This is a genomic window from Bartonella sp. ML70XJBT, from assembly GCF_028618425.1.
Lineage (GTDB): Bacteria > Pseudomonadota > Alphaproteobacteria > Rhizobiales > Rhizobiaceae > Bartonella.
This window is the reverse complement of the sequence record NZ_JAQISX010000012.1, coordinates 39,760-64,120: the sequence shown is the minus strand read 5'-3', so window position 1 is coordinate 64,120 and position 24,361 is coordinate 39,760. Positions and strand designations below refer to the sequence as shown.

Genomic DNA, 24,361 nt, shown 5'->3' with positions numbered 1-24,361 from the left:
AGCCTTGACATCATCAAAATCTTTTAAAGCCCGAATGCGATAAAGGTTTGTAATTTGTTTTGTTAGTCTATCTTTAATTTGTTTTGTTTGATTGGTTAATTCATATTTTTTGCACATAAGGATACCCACACAATCTAATGTGTTAAACATTTGCTAAAATTTGGAATGGAAAATCTAAAAGAAGGGCGCCCCGCAACGCCCGCATGTTTATTTATTGCTGCTTTATTATGGGCCTACACATCACAAATGAGATTTCACCATAAGGAGAAAGGCGTTCTGTATAAACATTCTCTCTTGTATCACCAAAGGCATTTTTAGTGACAATAGCCATGCCATAAGCACAAGCATTTTCATAAATATGCACATGACTGATAATTTTTGCACTGTCAAAAACCTGTGCATTATCATAAACATGAGCATGAGCAAAAACCTTGGCAAAATCATAAACCTTTGCATTGCCATATACATAGCCACCAACACCAGCATTGCCATAAACCCGCGCATTATCATAAACACGACCAGTTTTTACAACATAAGCATTATCACCAACCCAGCAATTGCCATCATGAGAGAGGTTATCTTCCTTTTCAATAAAGCCACCCAGATCCCCAGCCTAATATCAGCAAAGTCTTTTAAAGCTTTAATGCGATAAAAAATTTGGTTATCGAATACACGTGTCTCATTTGTGAGTGTAAACTTCTTTTGCATGGCACAATTCCTTTATAAGAGATTTAAATTTTAAAATGAAATGTTTTAAAGAAGGGCGCCCCCACCGCACCCGCGCTTATCTAGTCTTGGTAAAGAAATTTGCCGTAGTGAATCACGCGTTAGTATATTGCTTTCACGTCTTTATGATTGCGGGCTTGTTGTTATGCGGGATTCTGGTAACTTTAAACGCTATTCAGTGCGAAGCCGTGATCATGGAATTATAACAGCTTGCGGTATTGATTTACGTATTCTGGTTGCTCGATACTATGAACTTAAACAGAAAACTGATGAAATCATAGAGGCTCAAAACAAACAAAAGGACGCTTTGCATTGTTTTCAAGGGTTGGTGCGGCAAATTAAAGCCTCTTTTGCATCATTGCTTTTTTCTAGAATGCAAAAAATTATTCAGATCATTGGTCGGTCGGCCAAAGCTTCGGTAGAAAAATTGCACAAAGCGATAAGTCTTTTTCAGTGGATTTTAGAGAGATTTTTAAAGCAAAAATCACAAAAAACGAAATACACATAGAATATACAACCCTTAAACATATTTGTAATTGTAACAAAAAGGCTTATGAAAAAATAGAGAAAGGTAAAACTGAAAACGCCTTACCTTCAAAAAATAATAAATCGCTTCAAATCAAACCAGAATTTTTAACTGAAGCATTGCCTAATGTTGCTATGTTTATGAAATATGGGCTGCAATCTGAAAGAGATTTAATTGGTTCTATGGAGTTTTTAGCTAAAATGAAGGGGATTTCTTCTCATGCTATTAAAGAAGCTAAAAAGCAAAAAAGTGCTTTCTTTGTATGATAAAAGAAAGCACTTCGGGGGGGGAGGGTAGGATCACAGTGTTACATATTTTTATCTAAAAAGCGGTCTTTTTTATCTTTTTTCCACAGAAAATACGTTGCTAGTCCGAGAATGGGTACACCCAATTTGACAAAAGGAAGATGTTGACTGAGAACAGCAAGGCTGGAAATAGTCGCATCTGTCATTAGTTTGTGGTTTTGTTCTTCGGTCTTTTTTTGTTGGTCATAGCGTTGATAAACTTTCAGAACTCTGTTGATTATAAACGCTAATCCTGCAAGAAAAAGCCAAATTAAAAACATGATACTGGCGGCAAAAAGTGGCTTCATAACAGTACATAACGCAAGAAAACCAATGATACATAAAAAAAGCAAAGCCATAAATAATGAAATGCCAATAAACCCACAGCAAATTGCTTGAAGGCGCATTTGCTTGACAGTGCTTTTTAGCCCTCCACCGACCAGATGGTTTAAAAGAGGAGCGATAAATTTATGCATGGCTTAACGACGCAGTAATTGAGAAAGAATAAAACCAACGCCTGCTGCAAACAAAACGCTTTTGCCAGGATTTTTGCGAATACATTGATTCATGGTTTGTTCAAGATCACTGATTTTATCTTTTGCTTGAGACATGATATCTTCACTGTTTTCTTTCGCTGAGTGATACAGTTTTTCCGCTTTGTCTTTGACATCATTGAATTTTTTTGCACCAAGATCTGTCAGTGTCGAGGTCATCCCTGAAGCTTCATGACGTAACGTTTCAAGTTGTCCCTGGAGCTCATTTTGTGGGTCTTTTTCTCCAGTGGTTTTATTTTTTTTTGTGTTTTTATTATTGTCCATGATGGTCTTTCCTTCTCTTGTATAGTTTTGTTGGTGTGTTCATCGTAATCATTTGCATTGGAATGAAAACTTTTACTGCTTTTGTAACGCCAAAAGTTTTTTTTGGTTCCTTGTCTTTTTGTGCAATTTAAAATTGTTTTTGATAAAATAAATCTCATCGATCACTCAGCTTGTAAGAGGAGCTCTTGTCCTATTAAAGCATCTCCTTTGGTGAAATTGCTTTTATGCCTTTCAAGGAATTGAGCACCATTTTTCTGCTTCTCTTGGTGTAAGTTTTTTTTAAAGGTATGTTGAGACTGGTTCTTTAGGGATTTGAGACAGGTAAAAATAGGGGCGTGGCTATTTTTATAGGAGAAATTTTGCAAGAGAAGTCATGACATTTTTCGGCTTTTTGAAACAGATTCGAAACAGAGAAGAGAAAATAATATTGCTTGCTCTTTTCTTTTATGTCTTTGAACGCTTAAAGAGTATCTCCATGATCCTTTGGGTTTGTTTAAAAGAATGTGTCTTTTTTAATTATGAGAAGAGAATTTCAGAGCATTGTTTTTTAAGAGGAAAAGATCTTTTTCTTTAAGGGTTTCATTTTTGCTGTTTATCTCGAACAAATTATTCCATGCTGGCAAATATTTTATTGGGTTTATTCAAGAGCGGCTGAATTGAGATAAGCTTGCGAGATGAGGGGCTTATTCAACAGGAGTGATGATAAATTATTCTTATAAGTCAATGTGTTGTAAGTAGAAAAATAATGCGTTATTTTTATATTTTTATAAATTGAAACATCATGTGGGATATTTCTTACAAGTCTATCATTTTGCCAAATTTACGCAGTAAAGAGACTTAAGTTAAGATAAACTTGTGAAGGGGTATAAAAATTTCTTGAGTGATCTGGCTAGGGGAAAAGAGAATTTAGGAAATAAAACTATACTTGATTTATCAAGTTTTCTTTCTTAAGAAATGCGAAAGTGACGTTGAAGGGAAGTGGCAGTGTGGAAGTGATGCTCTGCGGAGTGACGTTTCATCGCATAAAGAAGATTAAGACCACAAGAGTGTGAGACAGAAATGGAATCTGAAACAGTCCCTTTAGAGAGTCCTTCTGCTATATTGGTAGGACATGATTTTTCGCCTTTTTCTATGTTTATGGCTGCTGATTGGGTGGTGAAAGCTGTTATCATTTTGTTGTTACTTTCTTCTCTTGTGTCTTGGACAATTGCTTTTGTGAAAATTGTTGAGATCACTGTGGCAAAACGACGCGTGCGTCATGAACTCCGATTGGTTCTGAACGCTCAGACTCTCACGCGTTTGGCTGCGAGCTTGAAAGAAAGCAAAGGGGCTGGGGTGTTTTTTCTCAAAGAAGTTCTTAAAGAGGTCTATCTTTCGACACAAGAGGTTTATTTTGCTGCTTTCGAAGAGGTCAGTGAAAGCGCCGCTGAGAGAACCAATCCAAGGAAAAGTGCACAAACGCTTGAAGATATTCTCTTTTATGAGGAAAATAAGCAATATGGAGACGTTTCTCGCGATGTTTATGTGCGCGATGTTCATGAAGGTTTAAAAGAAAGGGTTCATTCGCTTTTGTCGCGCTGCTTGTTGGCTGCAACACGTCGTATTGCGTGTGGAAATGCTGTTCTTGCAACCATTGGCGCTATTGCGCCCTTTGTGGGGCTTTTTGCAACGGTTTGGGGAATTATGAATTCTTTTATTGGGATTGCTCAATCGCAAACAACGCGGCTTGATGTGGTTGCTCCTGGAATTGCTGAAGCCTTATTTGCAACGGCGATTGGGCTTTTTGTAGCGATCCCCGCCGTTGTTATGTATAATAGCCTTATGCGTGCTTTGAATGCTTATCGCAGTGATTTAGGTGATATTGCTGCTGCTCTTGAAAGGCTTTTGAGTCGTGAACTGGATCGACAAAAACAACAGAAAAGTCATAAAAAATGAAAGCAAGCTTTAATGATGATTTTGATCTCGATGAGAGTGAGTTGCACAGCGAAATCAATGTGACACCTTTTATTGATGTTGTGTTGGTGTTGCTGATTGTTTTTATGGTTGCTGCACCTTTGGCAACATCTGTCATTCCTGTTCAGCTTCCTTCGATAACGCAAGCACCTTCCGTGGTTCAACCGGATGAGCCTCTTTATGTCACTTTGCAAAAAGATCATTCTCTTTACATTGGCAATCATCTTATAGAACAAGCAGTTTTGAGGGAAACTTTGTTGAAGGAGACTAAGCAAAATTTAGAGACAAAAATTTTAATCAAAGCTGATAGTGAAATTGATTATGGTATTGTCATCGATTTATTAAATCAAATACGCATGGTTGGGTATAGTAAAATCGGTCTTGTCGGATTGCAAAACGCTTCCAATCTTGCCGCAAGAGATGGGGAAAATCATAAAACAGCAGATGAAACAAAGGGACTTGTTGTGACAGAGGGTGCTATCGATGGAGTGGGTGCTAACGTGATGGGTCATGTGACAGGCGGAAACAATGAGTGATACTGTTAAGGCTCATATTTCTGGAACGGCTTCTATCCCATGATAAAAAAATAACTGATAAAAAAAAATAGCTTTGTTGAAGGACGCAAAGCAACTTCATTAAAGTTATATCAAAGTCATAGAATGAAATTGATGAGGAGACTGTCGTTGATTGATTCAATCAAATACGCATGGCTGGATAGCGTAAAATTGGTCTTGTCGGATTGCAAAACGCTCTCAATCTTGCTGCAAGAGGGGCTCTATAAAGCAGCCGTGGTCATTGTTCTTTTTGTCTGAGTAGAGATAAAGCTACGGCATCCATGAATAAATGGTCATGTTTTTATAAAATAAGAATAAAATAAATCTATTGAGTGTTCCCATTTTAATGCCTTATAAAAGAGCCCTTTATACTCTTCCAATGTTGCGGACGCCCTTGGCACATGTGTTCATTATAATTATAGGCATTTTTCGTCTTTTTTTCGTCTTTATTTGTACGGACAACAGCGCTTGTAATGGATAAGAGACGTAGGTTATGATGGCTGTAAAAGCAAATTGGCCATGAGAAAATCTTATGGTATTGGGAGCGCTCATTTTACAAGACAATCAAGACAATGAATTTTACTCAAATCCTCTCAAGAGGATGTGTCTTCTAGATCATCGTAACCAATTGTTTTAGGGGGTTAGGGGGTATGTGAGGGGGGGCGTTATGGAGAGGCTTTGTGCGTTTCAAGTGAGAAGCGTGGAAGAATGCGTGCTTTAAAAGCTCCAAGGGATCAAGGAAAGACGTATTGGAATAAGGGCATATCTTAAGTAAAAGGTTTATGCTTCTCTTTAGGGGGGCACGATCAATCAAGGATCGCAGAATTTGCTTTTGCTTAGTGAGGAAGTTCTAAACCTTGTCCGTGAGCAAGATGCTGAATGAATAAAGTCATGGGGTTGAGAAGATTTTGAAGAGATATAAGAGGAGGAAAAATGCAAGGCTTGTGCGTTTGATTACAAGGTGAGAGCCTTGGGCATAAGTGGGCGCTGCTTTTCTTTAAAAGCTTAAGATACCTTAAAAATCAAGGGTTCTCAAAAAGAATACATCAAATCAATAGCTGTTAGGGTATCGGTATTATGATGACCTACTACGTAAAGAATTTTCAAATTCCAAGGGATTCTCAAACGTTAAGGGATCCCCCAAAGTTAAGAAATCCGGAAATGAAAGAACCTTTGAAATAAGTCCGTGTCGCTTTAGACTGTCCTTATTGTAATTTTAAGTATGCCCTGTTGAACCAAAACCTCCTGTTCCACGGCTCTCTGCATGACTTTGACTGTCTTGTGGCTCTGGTTCAATGGCACAAACATTAACTTGGGTGAGAGGGGCAATAACAGTTTGAGCAATGCGCATGCCTCGTTCAATAGAAAAGTCTTCCTGACCACAATTGATGAGAAGGACTTTGACTTCACCACGGTAATCACTATCAATCGTTCCAGGGGTATTAAGGCATGTGATGCCGTGTTTTAAAGCTAAACCAGAGCGTGGGCGTATTTGTGCTTCATAGCCTGGTGATAAATGAAAAATGAGACCCGTTGGAATAAGAGCACGTTGCCCTGGCGAAAGGACGAGCGTTTCTTCTTCTCCAATGGCGGCCCGTAGATCAAGACCCGCAGAACCTGCTGTTGCGTAGTGAGGAAGTTCTAAACCTTGTCCGTGTGCAAGACGCTGAACGAATAAAGTCACGGGGTGTGAAGATTTTGAAGAAACACAATTTTCTTGGTTGTTTAGTGGTGTTTTGGTTTCAGTATGTGACATGATCAAGGCACTTCCAAAATATGAAGTTTAGAAAAAAATGATACTTTAACAAAAGATATCCATAAAACAAGTCGATAAAGGTTTTTTGATATAGGTTGTCCCCAGAGCTTGGTTACTATCTTTTGTTAATCCACAAGATTTCAAAGCTCCACCAATGGCATTTTCCAATAATGATATTACCAAGAATGGCTGATGCCTATAGAAGGAACAGGTGCTTATTTAAAACGAAATGATTTGTGACAGGTGAGATTTTTTAGATAATACCGATAAGATTATCAAATCATTAGTAAGAGCTCTTTCAATAAAGGGATTGTCAGCGATGATTTGATGTTCCGTTAAAAGGGGACAACCTATGAGATAGGCAAAATTATATGCGATAAGCGAAATTATGGAGACGTGTTTTTTTTAAATACTGCCGATAATAATCCCTGTGGCAAAAACCAAAGCCCCCCCAATGATGACTTGTAAAGAGGCGCGCCAAAAAGGGGTTGACATGTATTTGTTCTGGATCCAGACGATGGCGCCTAGTTCGAAAAAAACAATGATACAGGCAATTACTGTTGCAACATAAAAAGAATTGATCAAATAAGGAAGCGTATGACCTAAGCCGCCCAATGTTGTCATAATGCCGCTGGCAAGACCTCTTTTCAAAGGAGAACCACGCCCTGATAACTTCCCATCATCATGGGCTGCTTCTGTAAACCCCATTGAAAGTCCCGCCCCAATGGAAGCTGAGAGACCAATCAAAAAGGTTTGATGCGTTTCTCCTGTGGCAAATGCTGCGGCAAAAATAGGGGCAAGGGTGGAGACAGAGCCATCCATTAACCCAGCAAGACCTGGTTGAATCCATGTCAAAAGTGTTTGTTTTTGCTCTTTCGAGGTTTTTTTTATGGTGTGATTTGCTGCTGTTTTTTTAGGAGAGGGGTGGTTCCCCTTGCTTTTTATAAAAGAAGTTTGCTCACATGATCTATCCGCCGTGTGGGAACGATTATGGCAAGAAAGACACAAAAGTTGCTTATAATTTTCAAGCTCTTGAAGCCCCATGGCGGTAAAAACCGCCGCTTCTTTAGAGGAATAAGGCTCTAGAGCTTTTGCATATTTTAAATAGAGTGCAGTCTGTTGTTCTTTTACTTTGAGCGCTTGAAGGAGAGTTTTTTGTGCTGAACGAAAGAACAGAGCCTTACGCCGTACAAATGAAAAAAACGATTTCAACATTCTCTGTTCCTTTACACTTTAGAATAATTCTAAAAGATTAATCAAAATAAACTGGAAGTCAACCTAAAAGTTACAAACTGAAAAAGTGCAAAAAGGTTGCGCTGAAAAAAAAAGAATGTGGTGCCACCATGAAAATAAAGCTGGAAAATCAAGTCAATAAAGGAGATTTATCCAAGGGTGTTGAGAGGAGCGCCCGTGAAAAAATTGAGAAAAAATATATTTTATTTTGTTAAAAGGAACATTTGAATGAAGCATTCTCATGGATTTAGACTTAAGAATGGATGAAAAAAAATAAGCCAGCACCATCATTTAGTTGATGCGTTCAAAAGACGATAGAAAAAGACGATAACACCTTTTTGAATTTGAGATCATTCTTTAAAAGAGACCTCATGTCTAGGGTAAAAGAGATTGATTTATAATGATAATTCATTGTTTGTACATTGAATGAGAGTCTCGAATAATGTAAGATTTGCTTATTCTAGACCTCTCTCCTGTTGAATTAATCAAAATCACTCGCTTGTACGTCAAAAGTGGGATGAATCTGTGGATAAAATTTGCATAAGATAAGGATTAACAATGACTCTTATGAACTGCCTTAATGCAAGGTCTATCGTAAAATCCACGAGCTAGCAAATATAATGATGGTGCCGGCGTGTTCTTTTATGAAGCGTAAAGATAGGGGGCGTTCAAGGGCTCCAAGCCCCTTTTTGCAAAGATATTCGTGAAGGGAAGAGCCGTAAAGTCCCCATGAAATAGTATAAATTCCCCCCGTGAAAGAATAAAGATCTCTTGAGTCTTCTCATTTTGATGCTTCTAAAAGAGCATGCCGGTACCATGACAACATCTTCGTTCCCACTGTTTGCGACAGTCTTTAGCACTATTCATTATAGGCATTTTTATTGGATCGTTTTACAGCCCGCATCCCATTTTAAGTGTAAGCCAGTCCTCTTATGATATTAGCATTGAGGTGGATTTATTGGCGTCTAACAAATTATCTTTTGTGCTGTGATTGAGATTGGTTTGAAAGGTTGGGTTGCAAAAGATATTATCATAGCAAATTAGTTTGATCACGTATGAAATTGATGCTTTATGAAGGGTCATTTATCGTCTTGCAACGCGCCTTATATCTTGCATGAAAGCCCTAAATTCAGTAGGATTCTCTCACTTCAAAACTTCTTATATCAAAATCATTTCCTTGTGAATCACGAGAAGGAAAATGTTGTAAACCACTTAAAAAGTGTAATAAATTTGGGAGGAAGTGCATAATCTCTGTGTATTGAGGGAGATTGTTCTTAGCATTTTGAAAAAAAACGTTCAGTTTTGTAGAAAAAAGCGGGGAAATATATGGAAATTGATAAAGGTTTAGAATTATGGCGACTTCTTAAAAAACTAACAATATCGCAGGCAGCACTTTTAATAGCCGGATTAAATCCAGGAAAATGTCGGTTTGTCAACAAAATAGAACCAGAAAAGGGTGATATTTACGAAGGTAATGTTCTTTTATCATTAGAAAATACTGCTAATTTCCGAGCAGTTTATCATGCCATCGTTCAAGCAGGAAAAGACCACCGGTTAACGATAGAATGGTCGTACTATAATTTTCAGGATTTTATAGATGCGGATTCTTCACATGTTCCCGTTGAAGATTTAAAAGAATGGCTTTTATCATATGGTCAGCGCCCTGCATTTTTCTTTCCTAAGAATGATTCTGGTGACATTCAAGATCAAAAATATGCGTTTCAAGATCCAAATCATCCACGTTATGCTCCAAAGCTTGCAGCTGTTGTGGCAGCATGGGAAGTGGTACACAAGGCTGCACCAAGTAAAACTGTTAAAGGAACACTTATGAAGTGGCTTCGTGAACATGCCATTCAGTACAAGTTGGTCGATGATGATAATCTACCAAGAGAGAAGCTCATTGAGGAATTAGCGTCTGTTGCTAATTGGGAAACTCGTGGTGGGGTTCCTAAGACAGCTGCCAATTAATTTTATCAGAAGAAAGATAAAAAGATTACTAAAATTACATCGTTTTTTTAATAATTTTGAGAATGTCTTCCTATTTAAGGGGGGAAGTTTTTGCCTTCCTCCCCTAGGTTATAAGCAATTGTTTTTACATAATAAAATATTCTATTGTATTTCAATGACTGTTTAGAGGGAGAAAAATAGGCATTGTTGGGCAGTAAAACTTACCCTCTCGTTTTCATAACTTAACCCTCTATTTTTATTGATTTTTTTAAGACATTGTTCAATTCGAATCAATTGAAATGAAGTTAAAAATGCACTGGAGTTTACAATGCTAAAAAAAATATTGTCTTTTTTTACGGTGCGCAAAAGCGCAAAAAAACCTCAAGGAAATATACCGATGAATGAATCGATATTGGAGCAGCCTGTGGCGGATGAGGTGGTGCGCAAATCATTTAGAATAGGTGTATTATCGTTTTGGTTAAAATTTGAACTTATTATTGTGATGGAAAAGATCAAAGCGTGACACCATGTGCGCGCTCCATAAAGAAACCTTGCTCTCTATTGCGGTTTAAGATTTTTCTTGAAAAATTTGCGCCATAGTAAAACCCGCTCTATGGCATTCCCTTAAAAAGATAGCTTATGCTTTATCATGATGAAAATACAAAAAAATGGCTGTATGGCTTGGTCACTCTGGAAGAATCTGTCGCTCATACAGATGATGAGCGATATTTTATCTTTTGCCTATTTATTTCTTACCAATGAAAAGTGATGAGCAAGCTTTTGTTCTATGGTGATGATGGTTAATGTTGAGGAATGATAATAGGGAATGGCCACTTGGGAATGAAGAGCTTTTAAGGCGATAGGGCAAAGGAGAATATATTCCGCTAAAGGGATGCGTTTCTTGAAAATAAAGTTGACCATTAAAATTACTTTTTTAAAATTTTTTTTGTCTATTCTTTATAGATGGTGAAAAAAGAGGCTTTGAGAGCATCAGAAATTTGGCAGTAAAGAAAATCAATTCAGTAGTTTGGCATAGTTTTTTATTTGAATAAAGCCATGGAGAGCTTTCTGTTTTGGAAGCTTTCTGCTTTTATGAGAAATATCCCCAGTTATCCAGAATTTTTCTGACTGTTATGGTTTTGTTTAGGTGAAGTCTTTTGCTTTTCATTGAAGTTTTTTGCAAAAAAAGGGGGATGAAAGGCAAAGAAATAATTTGAGGGCTGAAAATTTATTTGCTTTGTTGAAAGCTATGAGAGATGGGGTCGCGCATTGAAGTTTGAGGCAAATAGACAATATGATGTTCTTATATGGGGGAAACAGGTGGTGTGCTGATTTTTTCTTGGTGAGAGAAAGATGTGCTTCTCTCATTTTTTCTCTCTTGTGGAATGATATAGTTCCTAAACTTAAGCAGATGTTTGCGGTAGAAGGCGCGGGTGGAGGGCATAAAGCCTATTGATCAATAGACTTCTTTTTTGTGTCGTGCGTGATTGATATTTTTTAACACCTAAGGATTAGTTTTAATGATCTGTTGCTTTCTCGAAGGATATAGGCAACCATGTTAGGAGAATATACGCTGTTTATTGTGAAACAGTTTTCTAAAGGGAGAAGTGAAGGAGGTTATGAGCTTTACTGATTGGGTAAGTCTCTTTGTTTTAAGTTTGTGATCTTTACTTTTATGTGATGGTGGTTATGCTCTTATTGGATCGTTTAAATCAAAGGGGGAACTTAAATGACGAAAGGTGTGGTTTTCCACTTCTGCGTTCCTCTCTCTCCTTGCGGGGAAGCGGATACCGTTACGGATGTCTGTATATGTTTTCCTATATATGCTTATTTTTTAAAAAGCCAAAGGTGTAAAGGGGGTAAATGTTTAAGCATAAAAGCAACAACCTTATGAAATTCTTCCTCTGATAACCTTGGGACGCCATGTGAGCGAACTAAGACGGTTTACGAAGAACAGAGCGCCACCCCGTTGCCAATTCACGGGCTTGTTTTAAAGAGACATCTCTTAAAGCCCCCAAACCCATTTCGCGACGACGCCCGTGAATGGTATAGCGATAAATCCATTGAGCACCTCCATCTTTACGCTTATGATTTACTGAAGAAGCAAGCCGGCACCATCATTATATTTACCAGCCCCCAATGTTGCGACAGACCTTGCATTAAGACGGTTCATAAGAGCCATTTTTTAATCCTTTCTTATACAAATTTTATCCACACATTCATCCCGCTTGTGACGTGCAAAGGTGTGGTTTTGATTGATTCAAGATAAGCAGATTTAAAATGAGAGAATCTTGCGTTATTCGAGGGTCTAATTCAATATGAATAACGCTAGATTATCATTATAAATCAATGTGTTATCCGAAACGGTTGTCGCATAATTGCAGAGAATCCATGCTTTTTTCTGTTCTGGTAAGATCAAATCATGCGGAAAATCGCACCAAAAACTTGTCGAATGCGTGGTGCTGATTTGAGCCGATGTTTTATATGTGGGGGGTAAAGCGCATTGAGATCTCAAAATGTCTCATGTTCTCATCATGCGCTATGATCGTATTCCATCACACTATGCGGTTCTTTAAGGTGATAGATCTTCTGAAAAAGTGAACGGGGAAGACGTTGTGTTTTTATTCTCAAGGCATGGTTGACCATTCAATATTGATTGGTTCCCTTACTTAATCCTCTGATCGCTTTTCTGCCGCCAGCTTCTATCGAAATATTGCTGATAAATACAGAGAAGCAAAACAATAAAATACAGGTATCTGTTGTTTCTCTCTCCTTTTTAAGAGGAGGATATTGATAATAACATTAAATCTTCAAAGGCATGAAAAAGAAAACAGAGGGAAATTTTACAAACAAAAGATTGTTTCATCCTCTTTAATGTTTAAGGAGAAGTTTGATGAGAAGATGATGTTTGTGGACGCGTGTTAAGGAGACGATGTTTCCTGTTTTGGACTCTTTGTGTTAGCGTGTTCTTTTGCGGTGAAGACCCACGCGCTATACGGTTTTTTAAAAGAGCACGTATGCTGTGCTGCGTGGGGGAATTTTTTTTATATCTTGTAGCCTGAAAGAATGCCTTTTGATGTAATATAGAGGCTCATAAGGGTGAAAAGGAGGCTTGCAACCACATTCCAACCGGCAAATGAAAGAAAAAGAAAACGTGTAGGCGCTTCTGAACAAGAAGGCGGGTGAATGTTGTTTAATTGATTAAGAAGCTGGTTAATATCTGAGGTTTTTCGCGCAGCATTTAAACCACAACTGAGAGGAGCTTCCCAAAAGCCATATTCAACACCGGTATGATAAATGGCTAAAACAAGGCTGATGCTCATTAAGACAAAAACACATAAAAATAAAAGTTGTATCCAGGAAGACATGCGAAAAAACCATGCTCCAAAACCTGCTAAGAGCAAAAATGGTATGGCACCGTAATAGGGAAAACGCTCGATTAGACATAAATCGCAAGGAAGATACCCATCAAAATGTTCAAAACCAAGGGCGAGACCTACGGTAGCAGACAAGCAAAAAGCGAGAAAAAAAGCCCATAAACTTTGTTCTTTTCTGCTGGGTTCTAGATGAAGATGCTTGTTTAAAAGGGAATGAGAAGACAAAATACATGCCATTGGGTCTGTTCCTTATAAAAGCTGTTTGTTAAAAAAAACTATGAAAATCCCATAAATTAAAAGGAGACTGATACATCCCATAAAGATAATCCATTTGAAATGCTGTCTTAGAAAATTCATTGCTTTTTGTCCAAAATGTTTAATCAGCCACGCAAGAAGATAAAAACGAGCGCCTCGGGAAAAAATACAAATGAGAATGAAAAGTTCAAGATGTACATTCATCACACCTGCCAAAATTGTGACAATTTTGATGGGGGGAAGGTGAAAAAAACCTGATGTTATCAGTAAAATAATCAGAAATTGCAGGGTTGCATGGTTTTTTAGAGATTCAAAATTTTCAACTTTACCGTAAAATTCTAAAATGGGTTTGGCAAGGGTGTCATAGGCAAAATATCCGATAAACCAACCGGCAATCCCTCCTAAAACAGAACAAATCGTTGCAATCAAAGCATAGCGATAAACCCGCTTTTGACGGATAAGCAGCAGTGGGATATATAAAATATCTACGGGAATTGGAAAAAAAGAACTTTCAAGAAAGGCAATGAAACCAAGCCAATGTGGTGCTGTACGCCGATTTGCTAGAGAAATCGTCCAAAGCTTTAATTTATTTAATATCATGCGTTTTTTATAAATTTAAGTGGTAAAAACTTTACAAATGAGTTTGCTATAAATGAAATTGCTATAAATCCGATAAAAAAATATTCCATTAAATAGAGAAGAAAAGGAGAGGAATTCTTAAAAAATCAGAAGTCTGCTGTTGACGAATCTATCCTTCTTCATATAGTGCAAAGAAATAATCGGCAAGTCTGTCTTTATAGACCTGTCTGTATAACACAAGTGCGGGTGTGGTGGAACTGGTAGACGCGCCAGACTCAAAATCTGGTTCCGAAAGGAGTGTCGGTTCGAGTCCGACCACCCGCACCACTTGGATAAAGATTTCCTTTATCGATCAACACTTCCGCTTTATTCTGTCATCGTGCATCATATCGATTTGTAAAATATTGCGATTTATCAATATTCATTCTTTTGCCTGTTGAATGAACGACCTTGAAGATTAGAGGGGGCTCTTATTTTTTAATCTGTTGAATGCTAATCAACCAAAATCATGTCTCTTGCACATTTATCGGGCGCGCGTATCATGTTATCGGGCGTGCGTATCGTGTGTGCGTGCGGGGCCGTATAAGCTGGATGCGCTCGTGTGGTATAAAATTGTACAAGAAAATATGCCTTTTCATGAATCTTATTAGGTGTGAAGGGCTATCCTTGGAGGGGGAAAAAGTATAGGAAGCTTCCAGCATGCTCTTTGATGAAGAGTAAAGAGGGCGCCATTTTATTTTTAGATTTTATTTTTTATAGGCGTTGTGGTGAAATGGGTTTAAGGATTCAATATTTTTTGAAAATACACGCGCAAATGAGCAGGTGTATTGTGTGTGGGGGGAAAGGCTTTGGTTGGGAGCGTTCTCCTATGACATGAGAGCTGTGAGCCCAAAATGGGTTGGGAAACAAAAGCGTGAGGCGATGTGAAGCACCACTCTTTAAAAAGATACTGTTTGATTTTTGCTTGCTAAAGCAAACGTCAAAGGAGAGAGGGAAGCTGGAAAATGAGTTGCTACAAATGCTTTTTTCATCTTTACAATTTCATATTCTTCCCCAATGCGTTCTTCTCCAATCAGATTATCTCTTTTGTTTCAGGTATGACACCAACAGAGAGAGGCAATATCCTTGTTCCATTCTGGCAATAGAAGAGTTGTAAATAGCGTCATCTAAAGTGGGGTGATAGAAGGTAAGCCGTTTCACTATTGTTTTCAGTGTGTCTTGAATATTCAGGTGAGGGTTTGCTCATTGTTTTTTAAAGTTTAAGTGGAACCCATGAAGTGGGAAGTCAAGAGAAATTCACCCTAGAGTTGTTGTTTCTTTATAAACCGACATGAGGTTTAAAGGGAGGGAAAGATCTTTGTTTTTTTAAAGATGGGGCGCGAAATAAATTCCCGTGATCCTATCAAGTGATTTTACTTTAAGACAAAAAGTGATCGGTGAATTGATACTGAAAAAATGGATTATTTGTCGATGAAGAAGTATGCTTTTGAGAGGGGTGAAGAAGAGGTTGAAAATGAACACACTAGCTTCCTTTTTATGCTGCTGTTAGGGTATCATCAATTGCTGCTTTTGATGCGCAGTATGTATCTTTGTTTTAAAGAAATATCAGTGCTCTTATTTATTTCATACAATAGTCGTGCAGGTAAAGCTTTTATGTTTTTAATGCATCCTCTAAAAGGGGATATGCGAGAAGAACTTGCAAAAAGCTGCACTGTTTTGCGATCCTTTGTTGTTTTTGCAATCCTTTGTTGACAGTTGAGTACTGCTTTTTTAGGGTCTTCGTCTTTTTAAAAAAGGGAGGGGAGAGGCATAAAAAAAACCCTGTTTTAAACAGGGTTTTTAAAACGTTTCTTTTTCTATAAGACATTAGAATTTATAAGCGATGCCAAGGCGAAAATTATGCGCTTGATCGCTTATTTTAAGTTCATCATTTGCAAATTTCTTTTTAAAAAAATTTGTATAACGATATTCTGTACGCATGATAATGTCATCGGTCATGGCAAGATCAAAGCCACCACCAAGAGTATAACCGATCATTATTTTTGTTTTATCAAACACATTGCCAGAAGCAAATACTGTCGAATCTTCTTGCGATTTTGTTAAAAGTGATAGGATATATTGCATCTGTGTGTAGGCAACCCCCCCTGCAATATAAGGCATAAGACGATGGGCAGCAAAACCAATGCGTGCGCGCAAAGCCCCCCCCAATTTTTCTTTCAATGTTACACTGCTCACAACAATATCATCAATGTTGGGTATCGTTTCATCCTGAGCTGCAGGTTTTATAATAGGAATTTCGGCTTCTTGAAAGATAGCGTTAAGAGTGTCTAATTTATCGAGAATTTTCTTGCCATTATCCGTTTGGGTGTCTTTCCAACCAGACCAGATCATATCCGTATCAACACTGACAATAAGGTCATTTCCTAGGTCAATATTAGAACCTACATAAAAACCGCTGACAAGTCCTGATGGTTTTGGTGATAAATCTCTATTGACCAAAGCCCATTTTCCGCTCTTTTCTTCTGGCGTGTAATTTAAATTGCTCTTATTGGAAACATATCCAATTTGTCCCCCAAAATAAAAACCAGACCAAGAAAAAGGCGTAGAAAAAGTCACTGGCGCACCCCTTGAGGTTAAACCACTTGACGCTGAAATATTTGGTGTTGATGGCTGAAACATTACCGTATCAGCTGCTTGCGCTGTTGAAGCAGTCATAAAAGTTAAAAGAGAGAGTGCAATTAAACATTTTGTATTCATAAAACGTCCCCAATTTATTTCAATTACATAATGTATTATGCATAAATCAGTTAAAAAAATCTATACATAATTTCATTATGAAAAAATAAAATACACTAAAAATCCATAATTTTTCAGTGTTAAGCATTTTTAAAAAATGTATTTACCTTGCTCTTTTCCCATAAAAAATCTTAATTTTCAAAGCTCTTTTAGAGTTATGGCACTTTCAGTGCTCTCTGTATTTTATAAAACATTATGGTGTAATAAATAAAATTTTATCTTGTTGAAAAATATTATTTCTCAAACTAAAAAACACTTTTTTGTTATTTATATATAAATATACTATACATAACGATTTTTATTTTTGTGCTTAATATATATGCTGAATATCCATATCCTTCGTCTTAAAAAAGGGCAGAGGGGCCTTTCCTATTTTTTTTGCCGTTTTTCAATATTGTGTGTGCTTTTGTATGACGATAGCCTTGGGGAATGATAGCTTTGGGAATTTGAGAAAAAGAGCCCCTTTTTTCAATTGTTTTTTATTGATATGCCATGCTTACTTATGACGATCCAAGTGCATCATTTGGATTGATTCAATGAAATATTAAAGAGGGGGGAATATTAAAGAGGGGGGGGATATGAACAATAACAGGGGGTGAAGGGGGAGCGTATTCTTCCGGTTTCCTTTCATGTAAATTTTCATTCAGGAAAAATCATGAACCATTCTTCTCGTTCGTTTCAGCTAGAAAAGGGATGAGATTCTAAAAACCAAATGTCATTGGCAATTTTTTAATGAGAGCAGTAGGGATCAGCGTATGGAGTTAGGCATTTCCGAGAAATAGAGAAGGGCGCCATGATGAGCAGGCGCCTCAAATTGATTGCGCACTGTTTTAAAGGATATACTGTATTCTTGAAAGGGGATTGATTGTTTTGAGTAAAGGTCAAGGTCAAAACCTTGTGAGACATTGCGTTTTGTTCTGATAGATGTTGCTTCTATTGAGCATTCCCATCATTACTCTTCATAAAAAGGGCAAACTGGTTTCATCATATACTTGGATTGATTCTAAAACTGGGATTGATTCTAAAACTGGGATTGATTCTAAAACTAGGATTGATTCTAAAATGTTGTGGACCATCCCTTAGCTCTTCTCGACGGTTTATTAGAGGCATTTTAAGTCTTTTCTTACGATAATTTTATGTCATACATGCATCTCGATTATGAGGTGCAAGAAACATGGTTTGGGTTGATTTAATATAAATGGCTTTAAAATGAGAAAATCTTACGGGTATTTAGGACGCGCATTCAAGTTGAATAATGAGATATTATCATTATAAATCAATATACTATATATTTTCATCAGAGCTAAAATGGAGATGAAAACCTAAAGTAAACACTGTGAACAACGTTCATCGGGGTGACACACCCCGATGACTTTGAGGGATAAGGTTGAAGAAGTTTTCCTGTTCTTTATTGGCTTCTTTATTGAGGAGCGATCATCTTTTTTAAGATCAACCAGCCGGTCATAATCTTCTCCTAAAAACGCTTAGCTTTGAGGGTTTGAGTGCGCAAAGTTGTATCATTTTTATGCGCTGCTTTGGCAATTCTAGCGGCTTTTTCATAGCCAATTTCTAAAGCAAGAGTTTCTTTGGATTAAGAGCTAAAATGGAGATGAGAGCCTAAAATAAACAGAGCCTAGAATAAACACTGTGAGCAACGCTCATCGGGGTGACACACCCCGATGACTTTGAGGGATAAGGTTTAAGAAAATTTCCTGTTCTTTATTGGTTTCTTTATTGAGGAGCGATCATCTTTTTGGGATCAACCAGCCGGTCATAATCTTCTCCAGAAACGCCTGCTTTGAGGGCTTCAGTGCGCAAAGTTGTATCATTTTTATGCGCTGCTTTGGCAATTTCAGCGGCTTTTTCATAGCCAATTTCTGGAGCAAGAGCTGTGACTAACATCAGTGAGCGCTCCATGAGGGCGTGAATATGAACGCGATTAGCGCGTAATCCTTGAATGCAATGCATATCAAAAGAACGCATGCAATCTCCAAGAAGGGTTATCGATTGTAAAACGTTATAGCCAATAACAGGTTTATAGACGTTAAGTTCAAAATGCCCTTGACTAGCGGCAAAGGTTACACTGGTATGATTGCCAAAAACTTGGGTTGCAACCATGGTCATGGCTTCACACTGGGTGGGGTTAACTTTGCCAGGCATAATAGAGGAACCGGGTTCATTTTCAGGTAAGTTGAGTTCGCCTAAGCCGGAACGGGGACCAGAACCTAAAAACCGAATGTCATTGGCAATTTTAAAGAGATCCGCGGCTAAGGCATTCAAGCTGCCATGGAAATGCGCAAGAGCACCATGATGCGCAAGCGCTTCAAATTTATTGTGTGCCGTCTTAAAGGGTATTCCTGTGAGGGTGCTGATTGTTTGTGCAAAGGCAACGTCAAAGCCTTTCGGGGCGTTGAGCCCTGTTCCCACAGCTGTTCCGCCTTGAGCAAGCATTTGAACATCAGCAAGGGCTGTTTCAATACGATGAAGATTGGCTTCCAGCGCGACCCGATAACCTGAAAATTCTTGTGCAAGCGTTAAGGGGGTGGCATCTTGTGTATGGGTGCGTCCAATTTTGATGATGTCAGCAAATTCTTCTTCTTTTTTCTTGAAAGTGGTAATGAGCGCTTCAAGAATAGGGAAAAGATGTTGGCGTGTTTGCAGCGTGGTAGCAATGTGAAGTGCCGTGGGAAAGGAATCGTTGGAGGATTGACTCATATTGACATGGTCATTGGGATGAACGGGCTTTTTGCTTCCCAGTTTTCCCCCCAAAAGCATGCTGGCATGGTTGGCGATCACTTCATTGACATTCATATTGCTTTGTGTCCCTGAGCCTGTTTGCCAAACAGAAAGGGGAAAATGCTCATCAAAAGCACCAGAGAGAACTTCATCAGCCGCTGTGACAATCGCTTTGCCGATCTTGGGAGAAAGTTTGCCTTTGTCCATATTGACAAGGGCGGCTGCTTTTTTCACAAGGCTTAGGGCGTAAATGATGGTAAGAGGCTGCTTTTCACTGCCAATATTAAAATTATGCAGAGAACGTTCAGTTTGTGCTCCCCAATAACGATCTTGGCGTACCGAAATCGTTCCAAAGCTATCCGTTTCCTGACGTGTTTCAACCATGATATAAGATCCTTTATTTGTTTACGGGTTCTTAAAAAAGCTAGATAACGCCAAATAGCAAGAAGAAGCAAGACGTGGAAGTTTTATTTATAGAGAAATTATTTTATGACTATCCTTGACATTGAGAAAGGCCGATTTTATATCTTGGATAGTGTTAGCACTCACACTTAGAGAGTGCTAGCAAGAACTTTCTAAGATTAATGCAATTATGTTCAGTTTTAAGGATTTAAAACATGGCTAATATACAATTCCGCCCACTTCACGATCGTGTCGTTGTTCGTCGGGTTGAATCTGAAAATAAAACCGCTGGTGGGATTATCATTCCTGATACAGCAAAAGAAAAACCACAAGAAGGCGAAGTGATCGCTGTTGGCAATGGCGCTTTGGATGATAACGGAAAGCGCGTGCCTTTAGAAGTCAAAACAGGGGACCGTATTTTGTTTGGAAAATGGTCTGGAACTGAAGTCAAGATTAATGGGGAAGACCTTTTAATCATGAAAGAATCTGACATTATGGGAATTATGGGCTAATTGAGAGCCCCTCAATTTTTCATTGTGTACTATTTTGAAAAAACTCCAAGGAGAAATTAAATGGCTGCTAAAGAAGTCAAATTTGGCCGTGAAGCGCGTGAGCGTTTGTTGCGCGGTGTCGACATCCTTGCTAATGCGGTTAAGGTGACACTCGGCCCTAAAGGGCGCAATGTGGTGATTGATAAATCATTTGGTGCTCCGCGCATCACAAAAGACGGTGTGTCCGTTGCAAAGGAAATCGAACTGGAAGACAAGTTCGAAAATATGGGTGCGCAAATGTTGCGCGAGGTTGCTTCTAAAACCAATGATATTGCTGGGGATGGAACAACAACGGCGACGGTGTTGGGACAAGCGATTGTGCAAGAAGGCGTTAAGGCTGTTGCTGCAGGCATGAACCCTATGGATCTTAAACGCGGGATTGATGCGGCTGTGGATGAAGTGGTGGCTAATCTTTTCAAAAAAGCCAAAAAGATCCAAACTTCAGCAGAAATTGCACAAGTTGGAACCATTTCTGCCAATGGTGCTGAAGAAATTGGTAAAATGATTGCTAACGCCATGGAAAAAGTCGGCAATGAAGGCGTCATTACCGTGGAAGAAGCTAAAACTGCTGAAACGGAATTGGAAGTTGTGGAAGGAATGCAGTTTGATCGTGGCTATCTTTCCCCTTACTTTGTTACCAATGCTGAGAAAATGGTTGCGGATCTTGATGATCCTTACATTCTCATTCACGAAAAGAAACTATCTAACTTGCAATCCTTACTCCCAGTTTTAGAAGCGGTTGTGCAGTCTGGAAAACCCCTTCTTATCATCGCTGAAGATGTGGAAGGTGAAGCTTTGGCAACGCTCGTGGTTAACAAGTTGCGTGGTGGTTTGAAAATTGCTGCTGTAAAAGCGCCTGGCTTTGGTGATCGCCGTAAAGCAATGTTAGAGGATATCGCTATCTTGACATCTGGACAGGTGATTTCTGAAGATGTGGGCATTAAGCTTGAAAATGTCACTTTGGATATGCTTGGACGTGCAAAGAAAGTGAATATTTCTAAAGAAAACACCACCATTATTGATGGTGCTGGACAAAAGTCTGAAATTACTGCTCGCGTCAATCAAATCAAGGCTCAGATTGAAGAAACAACTTCTGACTATGACCGTGAGAAATTGCAAGAAAGATTGGCTAAACTCGCTGGTGGTGTTGCTGTTATCCGTGTGGGTGGTGCAACAGAAGTTGAAGTGAAAGAAAAGAAAGACCGTGTGGATGATGCGTTGAATGCAACACGGGCGGCTGTGGAAGAAGGTATTGTTGCTGGTGGTGGTACCGCATTGTTGCGTGCAGCAAATGCATTGACCGTTAAAGGAAGCAATCCTGACCAAGAAGCTGGTATTCATATCGTTCGTCGTGCTCTTCAAGCACCTGCGCGTCAAATCGCAACCAATGCCGGTGAAGAAGCGGCTATTATCGTTGGCAAAGTGCTGGAAAATAATGCTGATACATTTGGTTACAATACTGCAACCGGTGAATTTGGTGATTTGATTGCTTTGGGAATTGTTGATCCTGTGAAGGTGGTCCGTTCTGCTCTCCAGAATGCAGCTTCAATTGCAAGTCTTCTTATTACAACAGAAGCAATGGTTGCTGAAATGCCAAAGAAAGAAACTCCAATGCCTCCAATGCCTGGTGGCGGAATGGGTGGAATGGGCGGAATGGATTTCTAAGCTTTTTCCCCTAGAGAGAATGAAGAAACGGGTCTTTTCGGCCCGTTTTTTTTAAATGCTTTTTCACGTTTTGCAATCGGTGAATTTGGTGATTTGATTGTTTTCAAGAATTGTTGATCCAGTGAAAGTTGTGCGTTCTGCTCTCCAGAATGCGGCTTCAATTGCTAGCCTGCTGATTACAACAGAAGCAATGGTTGCTGAAGTTCCAAAGAAAGATACACCAATGCCTCCAATGCTTAGGTGGCGGAATGGGTGGAATGGGCGGAATGGATTTCTAAGCTCTTATTCCATAGAAGTAATAAAGAAACGGGCTTTCTATGCTCGTTTTTTTAATGCTTTTTTTACGTTTCGTACAGTTTTTCCTTTTATGATAGTGATCTTATAGCATTTTGTTATTTTTCATTGGTTGATGTATCGCCATTGTGAATAGATCTCTCTCTTTTTCATGACTTTTTCTCTTGCATTTATGAGATGTTTTTATTGTGCGGGGATCGTGATTTTCTTTGAAAATATTTTATTGATAAAAATACAACTTTTTGATTTATAGTCATTTCTTTCTTATACAGTTCTATTTTTTCATTTTAAGTTTATGCATGCACCATTAAAAAAAATCCTGTGTTTGCGCTTTAGAAGGGCGAATGGTTTTTATGAACCAATGCAAGGGTTCGTACCCATTGAAAGTTGAAGAGAGAAAGTTGGACAGAGCATGTTGGGTCTTGTTTGTTTTTTTTATGAATAAGATGCTGGTGTTTAAGCTTTTCTCTGTTAAAGGGCTTTTGTATACTGGGACAAGCATATCTCTGTTTGGTTAATCTCTGCGATAGAAAGACAACCTCATTGAGAAAGAATGTAAAGGTATATAAGCACGCGTCTTGTCATCATCTTTTTGTTTTATGACTTTTAAAGGTATTTATAGTAATATCTTATTAAATAATGAAGATGATGCCTCAAACTTTTGTTGCTTGCGTATCTTTTTTTGTGAAATTTCGTCATTATGTAGCACTTGCACAAAACCAATGTTTATTAGTGATTTGTGTTATTTATTACCCTTAGCTCTATTATGAGTTTTGCATAACATTTCACAATTAGCTTTGTCGGTTGCACCCCCTTTACTCCAAGCGGTCACATGGTCTGCATCCATGTCGGCAAGTTTCCAAATTTTATTTTTATTGACATTGTCACTGATTGCACATAGCGGGCAGTTTGAAATACCATTCACTTCGGCATTGGCGGTTTGTTTGGCATAGGTTGATTTTTTGGTAGCTTCATCAAATACTCTTACATTAAGTAATTTTTTATCCATCATACCACCTAGCACATATTCAAAAGTTCCTTTACGGTCTTTGACATAAGGGTCTGCATATAGGGTTTTTACTTGCTCACTAATGGTTTGCGGATTGTAAGGCTTGGATTTGTAGGTTTCATATAGTCGTCCCCATTCTACCCCCCTGCATTTCTTTCTCAACAGTAGTAAAAATCCCTGATACCCAGTCAATTACGGTATTAAAATAGGTTTTTAGTTCGCTAATGTTGTCATCATGACGGTGACGGCTCATGTAGTCGCCTACATTGTTACGGCTGACCCATTCAAGGGCGGTGGCTAAAAAGTCTTGGCGTAAAGCTGATCCTCGCACATAACTCGCCCATTTGTTAATATTGGCGTTTTGGCTGTTGCTAAATTCGGCTTTTGCTAGGGTTACAAATTTGCCTGAATAGACAGCATTTAATAATTCTTGTTCATTGAGTGGTACGCCTGCAATGTTGATGGTTTTAAACCAGTTTTTAATTTCGATTTCCTCACCGTCACACACATATACTAAAAGATTGGTTTTATTAATCAAATCTTGCTGTTCAGGTGGTAGTGAGTTGAAATATTGCGGAGTCTTATTGTTATCCATGATGGCAAATTTATTGGTAACAAATCGCCCGATACTGGTAATGCGTTGCTGTCCGTCTAAAACCTCATAGATACCATCCCCTGTTTGGTTAAAATACAACAAACCCAATGGGTAGCCCTTTAGGATAGATTCGATAACGGCAACATCACGTTTACCATCAGCATAGATATAATTGCGTTGGTATTCAGGTTGAATGGTAAGTTTGCCAGATAAGCCAAATAAGCCTTTGCCTTCAAATTCGTTGTAGGTGAATCCATGACAGATATCGGCAATGGTATAGGTCTTAAGCGTGGTTTTCATAAATT

The 24,361-nt window shown here is 38.4% G+C and carries 22 protein-coding genes, 1 tRNA gene and 3 pseudogenes; 12 read left to right on the top strand and 14 right to left on the bottom strand.

The features are described 5' to 3' along the window. Positions 1-211: 211 nt before the first annotated feature. Positions 212-708, bottom strand: a pseudogene (locus PVV65_RS06005) (hypothetical protein). 127 nt (positions 709-835) lie between these two features. On the opposite strand from PVV65_RS06005, the gene PVV65_RS06000 reads away from it, so the two are divergent. After that, positions 836-1,234, top strand: a complete 399-nt coding sequence (locus tag PVV65_RS06000) for a helix-turn-helix domain-containing protein (RefSeq protein ID WP_273789564.1) — start codon at positions 836-838, stop codon at positions 1,232-1,234. Further along, positions 1,180-1,518, top strand: a complete 339-nt coding sequence (locus PVV65_RS05995; protein WP_273789563.1) for a hypothetical protein — start codon at positions 1,180-1,182, stop codon at positions 1,516-1,518. The genes PVV65_RS06000 and PVV65_RS05995 overlap by 55 nt, the downstream gene beginning before the upstream one ends. 41 nt (positions 1,519-1,559) lie before the next feature. On the opposite strand, the gene PVV65_RS05990 is transcribed toward PVV65_RS05995, so the two are convergent. Further along, complete coding sequence (locus tag PVV65_RS05990; protein WP_273789562.1) at positions 1,560-2,012, bottom strand: phage holin family protein; 453 nt, start codon at positions 2,010-2,012, stop codon at positions 1,560-1,562. 3 nt (positions 2,013-2,015) lie between these two features. Then, entirely contained in the window at positions 2,016-2,354 is a 339-nt protein-coding gene (locus PVV65_RS05985) for a YqjD family protein (protein ID WP_273789561.1), read from the bottom strand. Positions 2,355-3,413: 1,059 nt separating this feature from the next. Between PVV65_RS05985 and PVV65_RS05980 the strand changes: the two genes are divergently transcribed. The 3 genes from PVV65_RS05980 (at position 3,414) to PVV65_RS05970 (ending at position 5,119) form a co-directional block, all read left to right on the top strand. Beyond that, positions 3,414-4,289: a MotA/TolQ/ExbB proton channel family protein gene (locus tag PVV65_RS05980; protein WP_273789560.1), complete on the top strand. Its 876-nt coding sequence runs from the start codon at positions 3,414-3,416 to the stop codon at positions 4,287-4,289. Beyond that, positions 4,286-4,843: a biopolymer transporter ExbD gene (locus PVV65_RS05975; RefSeq protein ID WP_273789559.1), complete on the top strand. Its 558-nt coding sequence runs from the start codon at positions 4,286-4,288 to the stop codon at positions 4,841-4,843. Before PVV65_RS05980 ends, PVV65_RS05975 begins: the two co-directional genes overlap by 4 nt. Positions 4,844-4,990: 147 nt before the next feature. Further along, entirely contained in the window at positions 4,991-5,119 is a 129-nt protein-coding gene (locus tag PVV65_RS05970; protein ID WP_273789558.1) for a hypothetical protein, read from the top strand. Between the two features lie 958 nt (positions 5,120-6,077). Here the strand turns inward: PVV65_RS05970 and dut are convergent. Next, positions 6,078-6,617, bottom strand: a complete 540-nt coding sequence (gene dut, locus PVV65_RS05965; protein ID WP_273789557.1) for a dUTP diphosphatase — start codon at positions 6,615-6,617, stop codon at positions 6,078-6,080. Positions 6,618-7,022: 405 nt separating this feature from the next. Next, the gene (locus PVV65_RS05960) at positions 7,023-7,832 is read right to left on the bottom strand and encodes a VIT1/CCC1 transporter family protein (protein WP_273789556.1); all 810 of its coding nucleotides are present in this window, start codon (positions 7,830-7,832) and stop codon (positions 7,023-7,025) included. Positions 7,833-9,176: 1,344 nt separating this feature from the next. Here PVV65_RS05960 and PVV65_RS05955 point away from each other — a divergent pair. Together PVV65_RS05955 and PVV65_RS05950 are read left to right on the top strand one after the other, a co-directional pair. Beyond that, positions 9,177-9,818 (top strand): hypothetical protein, encoded by a 642-nt coding sequence (locus PVV65_RS05955; protein ID WP_273789555.1) that lies wholly within the window; start codon positions 9,177-9,179, stop codon positions 9,816-9,818. Positions 9,819-10,194: 376 nt separating this feature from the next. Beyond that, entirely contained in the window at positions 10,195-10,320 is a 126-nt protein-coding gene (locus PVV65_RS05950) for a hypothetical protein (RefSeq protein ID WP_273789554.1), read from the top strand. Positions 10,321-10,538: 218 nt separating this feature from the next. On the opposite strand, the gene PVV65_RS05945 is transcribed toward PVV65_RS05950, so the two are convergent. The 4 genes and pseudogenes from PVV65_RS05945 to PVV65_RS05925 all read right to left on the bottom strand — a co-directional run bounded on the left by PVV65_RS05945 (position 10,539) and on the right by PVV65_RS05925 (position 14,029). Then, complete coding sequence (locus PVV65_RS05945) at positions 10,539-10,718, bottom strand: hypothetical protein (protein WP_273789553.1); 180 nt, start codon at positions 10,716-10,718, stop codon at positions 10,539-10,541. Positions 10,719-11,740: 1,022 nt separating this feature from the next. Continuing rightward, a pseudogene (locus PVV65_RS05940) lies at positions 11,741-11,979 on the bottom strand (Arm DNA-binding domain-containing protein); the annotation flags it as partial. Between the two features lie 862 nt (positions 11,980-12,841). Beyond that, complete coding sequence (locus PVV65_RS05930) at positions 12,842-13,411, bottom strand: disulfide bond formation protein B (RefSeq protein ID WP_273789552.1); 570 nt, start codon at positions 13,409-13,411, stop codon at positions 12,842-12,844. Between the two features lie 12 nt (positions 13,412-13,423). Beyond that, on the bottom strand, positions 13,424-14,029 hold the full coding sequence (locus PVV65_RS05925) for a YqaA family protein (RefSeq protein ID WP_273789551.1): 606 nt from the start codon (positions 14,027-14,029) through the stop codon (positions 13,424-13,426). Positions 14,030-14,250: 221 nt separating this feature from the next. Here PVV65_RS05925 and PVV65_RS05920 point away from each other — a divergent pair. After that, positions 14,251-14,335, top strand: a tRNA-Leu gene (locus PVV65_RS05920). A 1,143-nt stretch (positions 14,336-15,478) separates the two neighbouring features. Continuing rightward, positions 15,479-15,760 carry a hypothetical protein gene (locus tag PVV65_RS05915; RefSeq protein WP_273789550.1) on the top strand — a complete coding sequence of 94 codons (282 nt, stop codon included), beginning with the start codon at positions 15,479-15,481 and terminating at the stop codon, positions 15,758-15,760. Between the two features lie 114 nt (positions 15,761-15,874). Here PVV65_RS05915 and PVV65_RS05910 read toward each other — a convergent pair whose 3' ends face one another. The 3 genes from PVV65_RS05910 to fumC form a co-directional block, all read right to left on the bottom strand. Continuing rightward, positions 15,875-16,765 carry an outer membrane protein gene (locus tag PVV65_RS05910; protein WP_273789549.1) on the bottom strand — a complete coding sequence of 297 codons (891 nt, stop codon included), beginning with the start codon at positions 16,763-16,765 and terminating at the stop codon, positions 15,875-15,877. Positions 16,766-18,278: 1,513 nt separating this feature from the next. Beyond that, positions 18,279-18,347, bottom strand: a complete 69-nt coding sequence (locus PVV65_RS05905; RefSeq protein ID WP_273789565.1) for a hypothetical protein — start codon at positions 18,345-18,347, stop codon at positions 18,279-18,281. A 188-nt stretch (positions 18,348-18,535) separates the two neighbouring features. Next, positions 18,536-19,924 (bottom strand): class II fumarate hydratase, encoded by a 1,389-nt coding sequence (gene fumC, locus PVV65_RS05900; protein ID WP_273789548.1) that lies wholly within the window; start codon positions 19,922-19,924, stop codon positions 18,536-18,538. A gap of 233 nt (positions 19,925-20,157) precedes the next feature. Between fumC and groES the strand changes: the two genes are divergently transcribed. From groES to groEL, 3 genes and pseudogenes are all read left to right on the top strand, one after another. Then, positions 20,158-20,454, top strand: coding sequence for a co-chaperone GroES (gene groES / locus PVV65_RS05895; protein ID WP_005774667.1), 297 nt, complete (start codon positions 20,158-20,160; stop codon positions 20,452-20,454). A gap of 60 nt (positions 20,455-20,514) precedes the next feature. Then, positions 20,515-22,158 carry a chaperonin GroEL gene (groL, locus tag PVV65_RS05890; protein ID WP_273789547.1) on the top strand — a complete coding sequence of 548 codons (1,644 nt, stop codon included), beginning with the start codon at positions 20,515-20,517 and terminating at the stop codon, positions 22,156-22,158. A 109-nt stretch (positions 22,159-22,267) separates the two neighbouring features. Further along, positions 22,268-22,436, top strand: a pseudogene (groEL, locus tag PVV65_RS05885) (chaperonin GroEL); the annotation flags it as partial. Positions 22,437-23,194: 758 nt separating this feature from the next. On the opposite strand, the gene PVV65_RS05880 reads toward groEL, so the two are convergent. Next, on the bottom strand, positions 23,195-23,623 hold the full coding sequence (locus tag PVV65_RS05880; protein ID WP_273789546.1) for an HNH endonuclease: 429 nt from the start codon (positions 23,621-23,623) through the stop codon (positions 23,195-23,197). Continuing rightward, positions 23,580-24,356 (bottom strand): DUF262 domain-containing protein, encoded by a 777-nt coding sequence (locus PVV65_RS05875; RefSeq protein WP_273789545.1) that lies wholly within the window; start codon positions 24,354-24,356, stop codon positions 23,580-23,582. The genes PVV65_RS05880 and PVV65_RS05875 overlap by 44 nt, the downstream gene beginning before the upstream one ends. Positions 24,357-24,361: the final 5 nt, after the last annotated feature.